Origin of the sequence: Ochrobactrum sp. SFR4, from assembly GCF_019730395.1 — a bacterium.
Classification (GTDB): Bacteria; Pseudomonadota; Alphaproteobacteria; order Rhizobiales; family Rhizobiaceae; genus Pseudochrobactrum.
The window spans coordinates 1-296 of the sequence record NZ_JAAPBB010000604.1 but is presented as its reverse complement, the minus strand read 5'-3'; the positions used below and the strand labels follow the sequence as shown (position 1 = coordinate 296).

Annotated in this window: 1 protein-coding gene; it reads left to right on the top strand. The window is 53.0% G+C overall.

Annotated features, from left to right (window positions below):
* Nucleotides 1-296, top strand: a 296-nt coding sequence (locus HBA93_RS20450; protein ID WP_221724496.1) for an N-acetylmuramoyl-L-alanine amidase, incomplete at both ends; no start/stop codon positions are given.

The following is a 296-nucleotide window of genomic DNA, read 5'->3' as shown; positions in this document are numbered from 1 at the left end:
GCATGAAGATGGTCAGGTTGTGCAGATGGTCGCGGAAAGCGAACGCGCATGGCATGCAGGCCAGAGCTGCTGGAAAGGCGAGCGGGATATTAATTCCGCATCTATCGGTATCGAGATCGTCAATCCGGGTGTGCTGGAGAATTTCCCGCCATTCCCTGCGAAGCAAATTGAATCAGTGATTGCGCTGTGCCACTCGATTTGTGAACGCTACAATATCGCGCCGGAGCATGTACTTGCCCATTCCGATATTGCGCCGGAGCGTAAGATTGATCCGGGCGAGAATTTCCCTTGGAAAA